12 protein-coding genes are annotated in these 12,761 nt (G+C 64.6%); 9 read left to right on the forward strand and 3 right to left on the reverse strand.

The genetic code is table 11. The annotated features are described in order from the left end of the window. The first annotated feature begins 79 nt into the window (after nt 1–79). Nucleotides 80–2,389 (forward strand): Tex family protein, encoded by a 2,310-nt coding sequence (locus tag D0Y60_RS09925; protein ID WP_117369285.1) that lies wholly within the window; start codon nt 80–82, stop codon nt 2,387–2,389. 138 nt (nt 2,390–2,527) lie between these two features. Beyond that, the gene (gene bla / locus D0Y60_RS09930) at nt 2,528–3,421 is read left to right on the forward strand and encodes a BKC/GPC family carbapenem-hydrolyzing class A beta-lactamase (RefSeq protein WP_117369287.1); all 894 of its coding nucleotides are present in this window, start codon (nt 2,528–2,530) and stop codon (nt 3,419–3,421) included. A 132-nt stretch (nt 3,422–3,553) separates the two neighbouring features. On the opposite strand, the gene D0Y60_RS09935 is transcribed toward bla, so the two are convergent. After that, complete coding sequence (locus tag D0Y60_RS09935) at nt 3,554–3,877, reverse strand: metalloregulator ArsR/SmtB family transcription factor (protein WP_117369289.1); 324 nt, start codon at nt 3,875–3,877, stop codon at nt 3,554–3,556. Nucleotides 3,878–3,947: 70 nt separating this feature from the next. Here D0Y60_RS09935 and D0Y60_RS09940 point away from each other — a divergent pair, with 70 nt between their 5' ends. Then, nucleotides 3,948–4,436 carry an SRPBCC domain-containing protein gene (locus D0Y60_RS09940; RefSeq protein ID WP_117369291.1) on the forward strand — a complete coding sequence of 163 codons (489 nt, stop codon included), beginning with the start codon at nt 3,948–3,950 and terminating at the stop codon, nt 4,434–4,436. Between the two features lie 10 nt (nt 4,437–4,446). Next, on the forward strand, nt 4,447–4,809 hold the full coding sequence (locus D0Y60_RS09945) for a hypothetical protein (protein ID WP_117369293.1): 363 nt from the start codon (nt 4,447–4,449) through the stop codon (nt 4,807–4,809). A 3-nt stretch (nt 4,810–4,812) separates the two neighbouring features. Here D0Y60_RS09945 and D0Y60_RS09950 read toward each other — a convergent pair whose 3' ends face one another. Further along, entirely contained in the window at nt 4,813–5,523 is a 711-nt protein-coding gene (locus D0Y60_RS09950) for a L,D-transpeptidase (protein ID WP_199564141.1), read from the reverse strand. 209 nt (nt 5,524–5,732) lie between these two features. Between D0Y60_RS09950 and recO the strand changes: the two genes are divergently transcribed. From recO to D0Y60_RS09975, 5 genes are all read left to right on the forward strand, one after another. Beyond that, the gene (recO, locus tag D0Y60_RS09955) at nt 5,733–6,497 is read left to right on the forward strand and encodes a DNA repair protein RecO (RefSeq protein WP_117369295.1); all 765 of its coding nucleotides are present in this window, start codon (nt 5,733–5,735) and stop codon (nt 6,495–6,497) included. Next, the gene (locus D0Y60_RS09960; protein ID WP_117369297.1) at nt 6,494–7,003 is read left to right on the forward strand and encodes a PaaI family thioesterase; all 510 of its coding nucleotides are present in this window, start codon (nt 6,494–6,496) and stop codon (nt 7,001–7,003) included. Before recO ends, D0Y60_RS09960 begins: the two co-directional genes overlap by 4 nt. 96 nt (nt 7,004–7,099) lie before the next feature. Beyond that, nucleotides 7,100–9,958 (forward strand): DUF2339 domain-containing protein, encoded by a 2,859-nt coding sequence (locus D0Y60_RS09965; protein ID WP_117369299.1) that lies wholly within the window; start codon nt 7,100–7,102, stop codon nt 9,956–9,958. A gap of 35 nt (nt 9,959–9,993) precedes the next feature. Next, nucleotides 9,994–10,647 carry an HD domain-containing protein gene (locus D0Y60_RS09970; protein WP_117369300.1) on the forward strand — a complete coding sequence of 218 codons (654 nt, stop codon included), beginning with the start codon at nt 9,994–9,996 and terminating at the stop codon, nt 10,645–10,647. Between the two features lie 79 nt (nt 10,648–10,726). Next, the gene (locus D0Y60_RS09975; RefSeq protein WP_117369301.1) at nt 10,727–11,572 is read left to right on the forward strand and encodes an MOSC domain-containing protein; all 846 of its coding nucleotides are present in this window, start codon (nt 10,727–10,729) and stop codon (nt 11,570–11,572) included. Here D0Y60_RS09975 and corA read toward each other — a convergent pair. Beyond that, entirely contained in the window at nt 11,569–12,561 is a 993-nt protein-coding gene (gene corA, locus D0Y60_RS09980) for a magnesium/cobalt transporter CorA (RefSeq protein WP_117369302.1), read from the reverse strand. The genes D0Y60_RS09975 and corA overlap by 4 nt on opposite strands. Between the last annotated feature and the right edge of the window lie 200 nt (nt 12,562–12,761).

Raw genomic sequence — 12,761 nt, forward strand, 5'->3', positions numbered from 1 at the left:
TGGCCTGTTTACGGCCGCGCACTATGGTCGCCGCCCGCAAGGCACCTGCCTTCCAGAATGCCAGCCAGAGGAGTTCGCCATGGCCCCGACACCGCAGAAGATCGCAAACCTGATCGCATCCGAGATCAAGGCGAGCGCCGCGCAGGTCTCCGCCGCTGTCGGGCTCTTGGACGAGGGCGCCACCGTGCCCTTCATCGCGCGCTACCGCAAGGAGGTAACCGGCGGTCTCGACGATACGCAGCTGCGTACGCTCTCCGAGCGTCTGACCTATCTGCGCGAACTGGAAGCCCGCCGCGCCTCCATTCTCGAATCCATCGCGGGCCAGGGCAAGCTGACGGATGACCTTGCCGGCAAAATCGCCTCCGTCATGACGAAGGCTGAGCTCGAAGATATCTACCTGCCCTACAAGCCGAAGCGCCGGACCAAGGCGGAGATTGCCCGCGAGCGTGGCCTTGGCCCGCTTGCCGAGCAGATCCTTGCCGACCGCGCGCTGGTGCCGGCGGAACTCGCTGAAAAATTCCTGTCGGCCGAGGTGCCAGATGTGAAGACGGCGCTGGAAGGCGCGCGCGACATCGTCGCCGAGCAGCTGACGGAAAATGCCGATCTCCTGAAGCGCCTGCGCGGCTATATGAAAGACAATGCCTTTCTGCGCTCGCGCGTGGTCGAAGGCAAGCAGGAGGCTGGCGCGAAGTTTTCCGACTATTTCGACCACACCGAACGCTGGGCGACCGTTCCCGGCCACCGGGCGCTCGCCATGCTGCGCGGCTGGAACGAGGAATTCCTGTCGGTCGATATCGTCGTCGACCAGGACAGTACCGAGCCGGTCAAGCCTGTCGAGCGCATCATCGCCTCTTTCTATGCGGTCGGCGTGAAGCCGGGCGACAAGTGGCTGGCCGAGGTCATCGGCTGGACGTGGCGCGTGAAGCTCTCCATGTCGCTGTCGCTCGACCTGATGCGCGAGATGCGCGAGCGTTCGGAAGAGGAGGCGATCCGCGTTTTCGCCCGCAATCTTAAGGATCTGCTGCTCGCAGCCCCCGCCGGTACGCGCGCCACGATGGGCCTCGATCCGGGCATTCGCACCGGCGTCAAGGTGGCGGTCGTCGACAATACCGGCAAGCTGCTCGAAACGACGACGGTCTATCCGTTCCCGCCGAAAAACGACGTGCGCGGCACGCAGGCCGAGCTCGCCTCGCTCATCCGCAAACACAAGGTCGAGCTGATCTCCATCGGTAACGGCACGGGCAGCCGCGAGACGGAAAAGCTGGTCGCCGACATGCTGGCGCAGCTGCCGGGCGCAAAGCCCACCAAGGTCATCGTCTCGGAGGCCGGCGCCTCGGTCTATTCGGCCTCGGAAACGGCGGCCGCCGAATTTCCGAATCTGGATGTTTCCCTGCGCGGCGCCGTCTCGATTGCGCGCCGCCTGCAGGATCCGTTGGCCGAACTGGTGAAGATCGAGCCGAAATCGATCGGCGTCGGCCAGTATCAGCACGATGTCGACCAAGGCAAACTCTCCCGCTCGCTCGATGCCGTCGTGGAAGACGCGGTGAACGCGGTGGGTGTGGATCTCAACACGGCGTCGGCGCCGCTGCTTGCCCGCGTCTCCGGCCTTGGTAAGTCCTCGGCGGAAGCGATCGTTGCGCATCGCGATGCCAATGGTCCCTTCGAAAGCCGCAAGGAGCTGATGAAGGTCTCCCGCCTCGGCGCGCGCACCTTCGAGCAATGCGCCGGCTTTCTGCGCATCCCGAACGGCAAGGAACCGCTCGACGCCTCCTCGGTGCATCCAGAAGCCTATGGTGTGGCGAAAAAGATCGTCGCCGCCTGCGGCCGCGATGTGCGCAGCCTTATGGGTGACAGCGCCGCGCTGAAGCAGCTTGATCCGAAGGTGTTCGTCGACGAGCGCTTCGGCCTGCCGACCGTCAAGGACATCCTCGCCGAACTGGAAAAGCCCGGCCGCGACCCGCGCCCGGAATTCAAGACCGCGACCTTCGCCGATGGTATCGACGACATCAAGGATCTGAAGGTGGGGATGTTGCTGGAAGGCACCGTCACGAACGTCGCCGCCTTCGGTGCCTTCGTCGATATCGGCGTGCATCAGGATGGTCTCGTGCATGTCTCGCAGCTGGCCGACCGTTTCATCAAGGACCCGCATGAGGTGGTGAAGGCCGGCGATGTGGTGAAGGTGCGGGTGACGGAAGTCGATGTGCCGCGCAAACGCATCGGCCTCACCATGCGCAAGGATGGTGGTGCGCCTGCTGCACGCGACAACGGCCCGCGCAACGACCGAAATGCCCCCATGAAGCCGAAGTTCAGCCAGGCGGCACCCAAGCAGCAGGCACCATCGCAGGGTGCCTTCGGTGCGGCCTTCGCCGAGGCGCTAAAAAAGAAATAAGCCCCAGTTTTTCTAATGGCTGCCGGCAGAAATCGTCGTTTGTTTTGACCCGCCCTCTTGCGCATAGTCGCGCCATGGGCGGGCTCAAAGCGGGCCGGGCGCAAGGCGCTCGTTGCCTGAAAGACAGGAAAATTGACGATGACAATGACGATTTCACGCCGGCAGGCGATTGCCGGCGCTCTCCTTGCGATACCCGCTGTGTCGGTCCTGGCCGGCGTGGCAGGGGCAGCCTCCGGCGGCACGCCGCAGGAGCAGCTTGCCGAACTGGAAGCGCGCCATAAGGGCCGCATCGGCGTTGCCATACATAATCTCGCAACGAACGCCCGGCTCAGCCACCGCGCCGACGAGCGTTTCCTGATGTGCAGCACCTTCAAGGCCTTGCTGGCCGGGCATATCCTCGCCCGCGTCGATCGCAAGGAGGAGGCGCTGGACCGGCGCATCGTGGTCAAGAAATCGGATCTCGTCGAATGGGCGCCGGTCGTCGAAAAGCGGGTCGGCGGCAAGGGCATCACGATTGCCGAACTCTGCGAGGCGACGATCACGCTCAGCGACAACGCAGCCGCCAATCTGCTGCTCGGCGCGTCGGGCGGGCCCAAGGCAGTCACGGCCTTCCTGCGCGGTTTCGGCGATAAGGTCACCCGCCTCGATCGCAGCGAGCCGGCGCTCAACTACCATGAAGCGCCTGACGACGAGCGCGACACGACCACCCCGGTCGCGATGACGGAGACGCTGCGCAAGCTGCTCTTCACGGATGTGCTTTCGCCGCGCTCCAAGGCCCAGCTTGCCGCCTGGCTCGTCATGAACAAAACGGGCGATACGCGGCTGCGCGCCGGCTTCCCGGCCGACTGGATGACCGGCGACAAGACCGGCACGAATGGCGACAAGGCCGGCAATGCCAATGACGTGGCCGTCGCCTGGTCGCCGAACCGCGGCGCCATCGTCGTTACCGCCTTCGTGGAAATGCCCGGCATTTCCGGCGACGAGCGCAATGCCCTCATCGCCGAAATCGGCCGCATCGCCGCCGCTGTCTGATCTTAGAGCTTGCCAGGGAAAAGTGGGAACCGGTTTTCCCGAAAAGACAAACGAAAACAAAAAAAGCTAGAGTCTGTGTGGTTCAGTATGGACCTGACAGACTCTACGAGGCGCTGCCGCAAGGGCGGCGCCTCAGCTCTCCAGTTCACCCTTCAGCGCCGAAAGCACGCTCATCGCGTGGCCGGCATATTGGCTGATCCAACGGTCGTGGATGGCCTGGATGGGCAGCGCGTTGAGGTGGTTCCAGCGCTCGCGCCCCTCCTTGCGGGGAATGATCAGGTCCGCTTCTTCCAGCACCTTCAGATGCTGCATCACCGTACAGCGATCCATTTCCGGAAACCTCTCGCACAGCGCGCCCGTGGTCAGCGGTGCATGCTTGATCGCATCCAGCATCTGCCGCCGCTTTCCATTGGCGAGCGCCTTGAAAACGGCGTCCTCTGTCGATTCGCTTGACATGTTATATTTTTATAACATATTTTGGCCGGGTACAAGGCAGAGGAGGGCCGTGCGCCCCAAGGAGGACGGCATGACGCTGGAATTTCGTGTGAATGGGCGGATTGGCAAGCCGGTCGCCGAAGTCTTCGACGCGGTGATCAATCCGAAGAAGCTGAGCGGTTATTTCACGACGATCGGCGGCGCGAGCGCGCCGCTTGTCGAGGGTACCACCGTGACCTGGTGGGGCATGGCGCCGGTCATCGTCGACAAGGTGGAGGAAAACACGCTGATCGTCTTCCGCTGGGATGCGATGGTCGACGAGGGGGAAGAAGCCTACAAGACACGCGTCGAGATGCGCTTCAAGCCGCTCGACGACGGCGGAACGATGGTGACCATCGCCGAGACCGGCTGGCGCGAAAACGACCGCGGCCAGAAATCCTCCTACATGAATTGCGAGGGCTGGTCGCAGATGTTGGCCTGCATGAAGGCTTATGTCGAATACGGCATCAACCTGCGCGACGGCTATTACCCCAGCGAACTCAAGGGCGTCGTTACCGCCGAGCAGCAGGATTTCACATGAGGAGGCCGCGATGAGCGTGCAGATCAAAGGCGGCATCAACATCGCCATGAAAGTGCCGTCGCATCAATATGCGGCAACCATCGCCTTCTATCGCGATGTCGTCGGCTTGAAACCCTTCGAGGCAAAAGCGCCTGCCATCGGCTTTGAACTCGGCCCTAACCGGCTGTGGATCGACGAGGCGCCGAATTACAGCCAGGCCGAAGTCTGGCTCGAGCTTTTCACGCCTGACCACGCGAATGCGCTAAGCCATCTGGAGAAGAGCGGCGCCGTGCGCTGCGACGCCGTCGAGGATTTGGGCGCGGGCTTCCGGGGTGGCTGGATCATGAACCCGGCCAATATCGTGCACATGGTGCGCGAGCCCGACGCCTGGTGATCCTTAAATCGCGGCTGGCGGCACGAGGCCGTTGGCGGCGGCCATCGGCGTCGCGTCGCTGGCCGGCGTCTGGTGCTGCAGCACGACGACGCGGCTGCCGGCCGGCACGCGGCTGTAGAGATCGATGATATCCTGGTTGAACAGCCGGACGCAGCCGCTCGATACGGCCTTGCCGATCGACCACGGCTCGGATGTGCCGTGGATGCGGAAGAGCGTGTCCTTGCCGTCCTTGTAGAGATAGAGCGCACGCGGGCCGAGCGGGTTGGTCAGGCCCGGTTCCATGCCGCCGGCCCATTTCAGATTTCGCTCCGGCTCACGCGCGATCATGTTCGGCGTCGGCGTCCAGCGCGGCCATTCCGCCTTGCGGCCGATGCGCGCCGCGCCCTCGAATTCCAATCCCGCCTTGCCGACGCCGATGCCATAGCGCATCGCCATGCCGCCGTCCTGCACGAGATAGAGGAAGCGGTTCTGCGTATCGATAACGATGGTGCCGGCCGGCTCCATCGTCTGATAGGCGACCTGCTGGCGGAAATATTTCGGATTGACCCGGCTGATATCCATCGCCGGCAGCGGGAAGCGCTCGTCGGGATGCGGCCCGTACATGGCGACATGCATGGGATCCGGCCCCTTCCTCTTCACCTCCATCGTGGTGGTGGCGCAGCCGGCCAACGTGGCGGCAAGGGCAAGAAGGGCAAGCGGGCGGAACACACACATCAAGACGGCACCTGTCATTTCGAATGTCACATCTGGCCTTTGCGGCCTTTGGCCGGTTCTTCGAGGGCAAAGCCGGCACGGGCAGGGCAAGAAAAAAGCGAAACTGTGGCAAGGGCTTAGGTGTGGCCAATGCGCCACGCGTCGTTCCGACGCGTAGGGCAGGGTGCCCCCGCTTGCGGCGAACCGGCGGACGGCGTAAGGCTTCCTGCATGCAATGGAGTGACGAGGCCATCGTTCTGGGCGTGCGGCGCCACGGCGAGACATCCGTGATCGTCGAGGTGATGACGCGCGAGCGCGGGCGCCATCTCGGCATGGTGCGTGGCGGCCGTTCACGGACCATGCAGCCGGTGCTCCAGCCGGGCAACTCCGTCGATGTCACCTGGCGGGCACGGCTCGACGAGCATCTCGGCGAGTTTCGCGTCGAGCCGCTCGAACTGCGCGCCGGCCGGCTGATGGAAACGGCGACCGCCGTCTATGGCGTTCAGGCCATGGCCGCACTCTTGCGCTTCCTGCCGGAACGCGATCCGCATCCGCATCTCTACGAAGCGCTCTCCGTCATCCTCGGCCATTTGCACGAGCCCGCGGATGCCGGCGAGCTGTTCATCCGCTTCGAGCTCGCCGTGCTGAACGATCTCGGCTTCGGCCTCGATCTGCTCGAATGCGTCGCGACGGGCGCGAAGGACGATCTTTGCTACGTCTCACCGAAATCCGGCCGCGCCGTGTCCCGTGCCGCGGGCGCGCCCTGGGCCGACAAGATGCTGGCCTTGCCCGCCTTCCTTGGCGATGAAAGCCGGCATGCGGCCGATGCCGCGGCCCTTGCCGATGGCTTCCGGCTGACGGCCTTTTTCCTCAACCGCCATGTCTGCGAACCGCGCGGGCTGGAGCTCGCCAATGCCCGCGAGGGCTTCGTGCAGGCGGCGCTGAAGGCGCTCGGCGGACCCAAAAACGATCAACCCGAAGAGGCGCATGCATGACGGTGGAAATCTATCCGGGGCTCACGGTCGGCGGCATCGGCACGCTGCCGCTCGACGTCGTGCAGCGTGACGGCGGCCTGAAGGTCCTGCAGGCGATGCTGTCGGGCGAATTGCCCGCGCCGCCCATGTGCCGGACGCTCGCCTTCTCGATGCGGGAGGTGGAGGATGGCCGCGTCGTCTTTTCTGGCATGCCCTCGGCCGATCACCTCAACCCGCTCGGCACCGTGCATGGCGGCTGGACGGCGACGGTGATGGATTCAGCACTCGGCTGCGCGGTCTTCTCCGTCATCAAGCCGGGCGAGGCCTATACCACCATCGAATTCAAACTGAACCTCGTGCGCCCCGTATTGCCCGGCATGGGCGAGGTGTTCTGCGAGGGAAAGATCGTCCATCGCGGCCGCACCATTGCGACCTCGGAGGCCTGGCTGCGCGACAAGAACGGCAAGCTTCTGGCGCACGGTACGGAAACCTGCGCCATCTTCCCCATCGAAAATCTCATGCGATAACCCCGAAGAGATTACTGCGCTGAAACGTAACCCCGTTTGGCGTTTGGATAAAACCGGGTAGTCTCGCCGCCCGGACTGTGCCGTGCTGGAGACGCAATGCTCGAAATACTCTCTTTGGTCGCGATTGGCCTCGCGCTCTATACCCTCAACGCCTCGCGCAACAGTGCGCAGAAAATCGGCGCCGAGGTGATGCGGCTGAAGGGCGAGATCGAGGCGCTGAAGGCGAGCGGCGTCACGCTGCCGGCCGCGGAAGCCGAACCCGTTTCCGAAACGCTGGAAACCGCACGGGAAGAGGCGAAGGAGGAGGCGGCACCGACCGATTTCGCAAGCCCCTGGACGGCAAAGAGCGGCGAGGCGGATGCAGGCCGCGCGATTTTCGGTGGCGAGGCGCCTGCCGTGCCGGCCGAGACCGTTGCCGCAAGCGAAACGGTGGAGGAGGCGGTGCCCGCACCGGCCGCCACGCCGGCCAAGCCGAAAGAGAGTTTCGAAAGCCGCATCGGTGCACGGTGGGCCGTCTGGGTGGGTGGCATTGCCCTGGCGCTCGGCGGCATCTTCATGGTGAAATATTCCATCGAGGCCGGTCTGCTCAGCCCCGCCGTGCGCCTGTCGCTGGCCGCCACTTTCGGCCTGGTCCTGATGGCCGCGGGCGAATTCGTGCGCCGCCGCACCCAGCCGCTGATCGCCAATGCCTTCCAGAACGCCATGATCCCCGGCGTGCTGACGGCCGCCGGGGCCATCACGCTCTTCGCCGTCACCTATGTCTCTTACGAATTCTACAGCTATTTCGGCCCGGTCACGGCCTTCGTGCTGCTCGCCGCCGTCTCCTTCGCCACCATCGGCCTGTCGCTGCTGCACGGGCAGGCGCTCGCCGGCCTGGGCCTCCTGGCCTCCATGCTCACACCGGCGCTGGTCGCGACGGAAGAGCCGAGTGCCTGGGGCCTGTTCGGCTTCCTCACCGTTGCCTGGCTTGCCAACTTTACCGCCTCGCGCATTCGCCGCTGGCAGGTCGTGCCGGCGCTCGCCAATGCCGGCATGGCGCTGTGGTCGGTGCTCTATCTTTCGCAGGGAAGCACCCTCGATGTGGTGCCGGCCCTTGTCGCGCTGCTGGTGCTTGCCGTCGGGCATGGCGTGATCTGGCCGGGCAATGTCACGGCCGAAGACCTGCCACAGCCCGTCGATGCCAAGCCGGCCGATGCGCTGGATCGTCTGCTCGCCCCGCCGGCTGTTGCCGTCTCGCTCACCGGCGCGTTGGCCATGACCTTTTCGGCACTGGTGCTCGCCAGTGCGGTTCCGGCGCTTGCCCATGCCGACTATGCCTTCGTTATCGTCGTCCTTGCGCTCGCCATTCTCGGCGCGGTGCGCAGCTGGGCAATTTATCCGGCGATCCTGTCTGCTGTCGCCGCCTTTGTCGGCGTGGCGACGATGGTCGGCCTGCCGGATCAAGGGCTGATCGATGGTTTCGGCAGTCTCGCGCTGCCAGCGGTGGAGGGCGTTATCCCGGCGCCGCCGATGGCGGAAAGCGTCTTGCCCGTGCCTGTCCTCGCTTCGGTTCCGGTCAATCTGCTGCTGATCCTCGCGGTTGCCTATGCCGCCGTCGGCCTCGTGGCGATACGCCTGCGCATGGCAGGCTCCACCGCGTTCGCAGCCCTCTGGAGTGTGCTTGCGCCCACAGTGCCCTTCGCGATACTCGCTATCAGCTTCTTCAACTTCGGCAACCTCTCCTTCGACGCCAAACACGGCCTTCTCGCCGCGCTGCTCGGCCTCGTCTTCTTTGCCGCAGCGGAAGGCTTTTCCCGCGCAAAAGGAGAGGAGGAGGGCCTCTTCCTCCCGCAATGGACGCTGTCCGCTGGCGGGTTCGCCTTCCTCGTTCTTGCGCTGCAGGCCCTGACGGATGGCCTCGTCACCACGCTCGGCATCATCCTGCTCGGCACCGTCGCCGTCTTCGCCACCCGTCTGCGCCGCTGGCCGGTGCTCCCCTGGCTGATGGCCGGTGCCGCAGCCGTCGTCGCCGGCCGCATCGCCTGGGAACCGACGATCGTCGGTGCCGCGAACCTCTCGAAGACCCCCGTCTTCAACCAGCTTCTCGCCGGCTACGGCATTCCCGCCGCACTTCTCGCGCTCTCGGCCTTCGAACTGCGCCACTGGCCGGGCGAGCGCATCCGCAATCTCCTGCAGGCCCTTGCGAGCCTCTTCCTGCTTCTGACGGCGGCGATCCTCGTGCGCCATGGCATGAATGGCGGCGTGCTCGACAGTTCTGTGCCGACGCTCGGCGAACAGGCGACCTACACGCTGCTCGTCATCGGCGCCTCCGCCGTCATGATGTCGCTCGACCTGAAATCGCCAAGCCCCGTCTTCCGCTACGGCTCGATGGTCGTCGGCGGTCTCTCGGTGCTTTCCGTGCTGAGCGCCCATTTCATCGGCCTCAACCCGTATTTCACCGGCGAACTGCTCGGCAAATGGCCGGTGCTCGATCTCCTGCTCGTCGGCTACCTGCTGCCCGGTATCGCCTATGGCGGCCTGGCCTGGTATGCGCGCGGCCGCCGGCCGATGCCCTATGTCATCCTGCTCGCGCTCTCCAGCGTCGCGCTGGTCTTCGCCTGGGTCACGCTGTCGGTGCGCCGCTACTGGCACGGCGAGGGCATCGCGGACTGGAAGGGTTTCCTCCAGTCGGAGACCTATACCTATTCGGTGGTCTGGCTGCTGCTCGGCGTGCTGCTTCTGGCGGTCGGCTCGAAGTTCGATTCCAAGAGCATCCGCCTAGCCTCCGCCGGCCTGGTGCTGATCGCGGTGGTCAAGGTGTTCCTGATCGACATGGCCAATCTAGAAGGCATTTTGCGCGCGCTGTCCTTCATCGGGCTCGGCGCGGTGCTGATCGGCATCGGCCTGTTCTATCAGAAAATCCTCTCGGGAAAGTCCGGGGCGGGCGAAAAGCCGGAATTGAACGTCGAGACGTGACGCGGTAGGTCTGCGGCGATCGAAACGGATTGCCCATGTCCTTCACCTGCCTTGCGGCCGCCTTCACGCCCCTGGGACCGCTCGCCAAGCGCCTGCTGCCGCAGGCCTTCGCGGTCGATGACGGCTCGCATGACGCTGCCCATCTCATCCGCGTGTGGAAGAACGCCCGCCGCATCCAGGCGGAGGAGGGCGGCGATCCGCGTCTGCTCGCCGCCGCCGTGCTGTTGCACGATTGCGTGGCCGTGGAGAAGAATTCGCCGCTGCGCGCCGAGGCCTCGCGCCTTGCCGCCGAAAAGGCCGCCACGCTTCTCGCCGCCGAAGGCTGGAGCGATGCGGATGTCGCCGCTGTCAGCCACGCCATCCTCACCCACAGCTTTTCCGCCAATATCGCGCCGGAGACGCTTGAGGCGAAGATCGTGCAGGATGCCGACCGGCTCGATGCCATCGGCATGGTGGGGGCTGCACGCTGCTTCTACATTGCCGGCCGCATGGGCAGCGGCCTCTACGATCCCATGGATCCGCTCGCCGAAAATCGCCCGCTCGACGACAAGGCCTTCGCTATCGATCATTTCGAGGTCAAGCTGTTCAAGCTGGCGGATGGTTTCCAGACGGCGGCGGGCGCCCGCATGGCGATGGAGCGCACGCAGCGCCTGCGCGCGATCCGCGACATGCTTCTGGATGAAATCTGAACGAAAACATGCTTTTGTGCCGCCGGATTGAATCGTTTCGGCAGAGCGTTGAATCAAAGTTTGAAGGAAGGGACGTGCGATGAAGATCGAGGGCCTCAACATTCACCCGCTGAAGAGCGGCCGGGCCATTCCCGTCGACAGCGCGACGGTGCGCCTCGACGGTCTCGCCGGCGACCGCCGCTTCATGATCGTCGAGCCCGACGGCCGCTTCATCACCCAGCGCGAATTGCAGGCGCTCGCCCGTGTCGAGGCGACAATGGTGGGCGAAAGCCTGCATCTCGAAATGGAGGGCCGCCAGCTCTTCGCGAGCTTCGAGCCGGAAGACCGCCTCGATGTCACCGTCTGGGACAGCCCCGTCAACGCCGCCGTCGCCGACGGGGCGGTGAACGACGTGCTGTCCGACTGGTTCGAGCGGCCGGTCAAGCTCGTCCACATGGATGCGCTGGCGCACCGCGCCGAAGGCGAGGACTGGGCCGGTCAGCCGGCGCCCGTCGGTTTCGCCGATGGTTTCCCTGTTCTCGTCACCACGACGGGCTCGCTGGCCGATCTCAATCGCACGCTGGCCGCCAAGGGCCAGGAGCCCGTCGGCATGGACCGTTTCCGCACCAACATCCTCGTCTCCTGCGACGATCCCTGGGAAGAAGACCTCTGGGAAGCGATCGAGATCAACGGCATCGTCTTCGACTTCGTCAAACCCTGCGCGCGCTGCATCATGACCACGCAGGACCAGATGACCGGCGAACGCATCGGCGGCAATCCCATCCAGGGGCTGGCCGAAAAGCGCATGTCCGCCGACCGCCGCGTGCCCGGCGTGCTCTTCGGCTGGAACGCCGTGCCGCGCGGCGAGGGCGAAATCCGCCTCGGTGATGCGGTGCGCGTGACGAAGACGCGCACCGAACGCTGGCCGATGAAGGTGCGGGCCTAAACCCAGCCGCGCCGCTTGAAATAGAGATAGGGCATCAGCGCGGAGATGATCATCAGGCCGACGGCGTAGGGATAGCCGAAGTGCCATTGCAGCTCGGGCATCAGCTCGAAGTTCATGCCATAGGCCGACGCGACCAGCGTCGGCGGCAGGAAGACCACCGAGGCGACTGTGAAGATCTTGATGATCTGGTTCTGCTCGAGATTGATCAGGCCGAGCGTCGCATCGAGCAGGAAGTTGATCTTGCCCGACAGAAACGCGGCGTGGTCGCCAAGCGAAGCGGCATCGCGCTGCACAAGCTTTACCAGCTGGCGGATTTCCTTCGAGGGCTTGCGCGTCGGCGTCTCCAGCGCCGCATGATAGGCGACGAGGCGGGAGATGCTGACGAGGCTTTCGCGCACGCCGCTCAAAAAGTCGCCCTTGCGGCCGAGCTGTTCGATCAGTGCCTCTAGGTCACGCGTCTTCTTGGTGGATGACGCCTTCTTGCTGCGGAAGACTTCGCGCGAAATGCCGTCGATCTCGTTTCCCAGCCGCTCCAGCACATCCGCCATGCGATCGATCACGGCCTCGATGACGCCGAGCATGACATCCTCCCCGTTTTCGTAGCTGTGGCCGTTGCCGCGCAGCGCCCGCGCGCAGAAGGTGGCGAAGGGCTTTGCGTCGGCATGGCGCACCGTCACCAGGGTCGGGCCGCGCAGGATGAAGGTGATCGGCGTTTTGGCCGGCTCGTCGCTGTCGAGATTGGTCAGCGCCGTCATGGTCATGAAGGCGGCGCCATCCTCCTGGTAGAGGCGGGCGGAAAGCTCGATATCCTCCATCTCCTCGCGCGTCGGCATGGCAATATGCAGCGCGGCCTCGACGTCCTTTACCTCTTGTGTCGACGGGTTGAGGAGGTCGTACCAGAGGGCAGGCGCAATGGCCTGTTCGATGGCGGGATTGGAGATTTCGCGCAGGCAAAAACGGTCAGCCTTGCGGGCATAGATCTGCAGCATGCTTTGCTCCTTGGAGGGCGCTCTCGCCATCCGGAGCAAGCCGAAAAGCTGCTACCGGACGGGTCGCTTCATCGCTCTCGATAGTCGACTGTCGGGGTCCATTGATCTTATCCGGGTTCAATTGGCGTCCTATGACACCTCAGGGTGGGATGCGCCCAAAATCGTTCCGCGTCAAGCACATCCGCGGGCCGCTTGAATCG

It is taken from the genome of Shinella sp. WSJ-2, from assembly GCF_003432075.1.
Lineage (GTDB): Bacteria > Pseudomonadota > Alphaproteobacteria > Rhizobiales > Rhizobiaceae > Shinella.

Excerpts from the sequence above, each read along its gene's own strand:
- bla (WP_117369287.1), top strand. The coding sequence starts at position 2,528 with ATGACAATGACGATTTCACGCCGGCAGGCGATTGCCGGCGCTCTCCTT.
- D0Y60_RS09940 (WP_117369291.1), top strand. The coding sequence starts at position 3,948 with ATGACGCTGGAATTTCGTGTGAATGGGCGGATTGGCAAGCCGGTCGCC.
- D0Y60_RS09935 (WP_117369289.1), bottom strand. The coding sequence starts at position 3,877 with ATGTCAAGCGAATCGACAGAGGACGCCGTTTTCAAGGCGCTCGCCAAT.
- D0Y60_RS09975 (WP_117369301.1), top strand. The coding sequence starts at position 10,727 with ATGAAGATCGAGGGCCTCAACATTCACCCGCTGAAGAGCGGCCGGGCC.
- D0Y60_RS09945 (WP_117369293.1), top strand. The coding sequence starts at position 4,447 with ATGAGCGTGCAGATCAAAGGCGGCATCAACATCGCCATGAAAGTGCCG.
- D0Y60_RS09965 (WP_117369299.1), top strand. The coding sequence starts at position 7,100 with ATGCTCGAAATACTCTCTTTGGTCGCGATTGGCCTCGCGCTCTATACC.
- D0Y60_RS09950 (WP_199564141.1), bottom strand. The coding sequence starts at position 5,523 with ATGTGTGTGTTCCGCCCGCTTGCCCTTCTTGCCCTTGCCGCCACGTTG.
- corA (WP_117369302.1), bottom strand. The coding sequence starts at position 12,561 with ATGCTGCAGATCTATGCCCGCAAGGCTGACCGTTTTTGCCTGCGCGAA.
- recO (WP_117369295.1), top strand. The coding sequence starts at position 5,733 with ATGCAATGGAGTGACGAGGCCATCGTTCTGGGCGTGCGGCGCCACGGC.
- D0Y60_RS09970 (WP_117369300.1), top strand. The coding sequence starts at position 9,994 with ATGTCCTTCACCTGCCTTGCGGCCGCCTTCACGCCCCTGGGACCGCTC.
- D0Y60_RS09925 (WP_117369285.1), top strand. The coding sequence starts at position 80 with ATGGCCCCGACACCGCAGAAGATCGCAAACCTGATCGCATCCGAGATC.
- D0Y60_RS09960 (WP_117369297.1), top strand. The coding sequence starts at position 6,494 with ATGACGGTGGAAATCTATCCGGGGCTCACGGTCGGCGGCATCGGCACG.